Annotated in this window: 1 protein-coding gene; it reads right to left on the reverse strand. The window is 44.1% G+C overall.

What is annotated here, in order from left to right:
- Positions 1–23: 23 nt before the first annotated feature.
- Positions 24–488: a hypothetical protein gene (locus R8O11_RS31450; RefSeq protein ID WP_015296247.1), complete on the reverse strand. Its 465-nt coding sequence runs from the start codon at positions 486–488 to the stop codon at positions 24–26.
- Positions 489–510 lie beyond the last annotated feature (22 nt).

Below are 510 nucleotides of genomic sequence, written 5' to 3' on the forward strand. Positions count from 1 at the left end.
CCTTTTTCTATGCGGGAAAGAAACTAATAAACCTTGTTTATCTTCACGTGCTTTTCAACAAGCCAACGTTGTTTACCCGCATCATCAAGCAGCAACGCCAAATCGACGGATTTATCTGTATCGGCTTCAACTTGCCAAGTAAACGTCACTTCCCACTGATTTTCGCTGTGAGTGCGAGTTTCCAAGTCCCCACCATCAATCATCCACTCGGTAGTACCCTGCTTTATAATCAGAGCCTCAGCAGTCAAATTCGCAGGCAGCTGTTTGTCGCCTTCCAGATACAAAGCACCTTGAATACTCAACTCTTGAACGTCTTGCACAGGTTCTTCCTCAATCGCAGGCATTAAGTTCACCCAAAGATTGCTCTTTAGTTCAACATTCACCTGATTCATCGTAATTTGGCTGCCTTGTTGCCAGTTCACTTGAGGAACAGAACTACAACCTACGAGCGATGCAATAAGTAAGGCTACGGGTGCAAGTTTCTTCATGTTATTTCCTTTGATCTAACCA

The sequence above is a fragment of the Vibrio sp. 1288 genome, assembly GCF_033344475.1.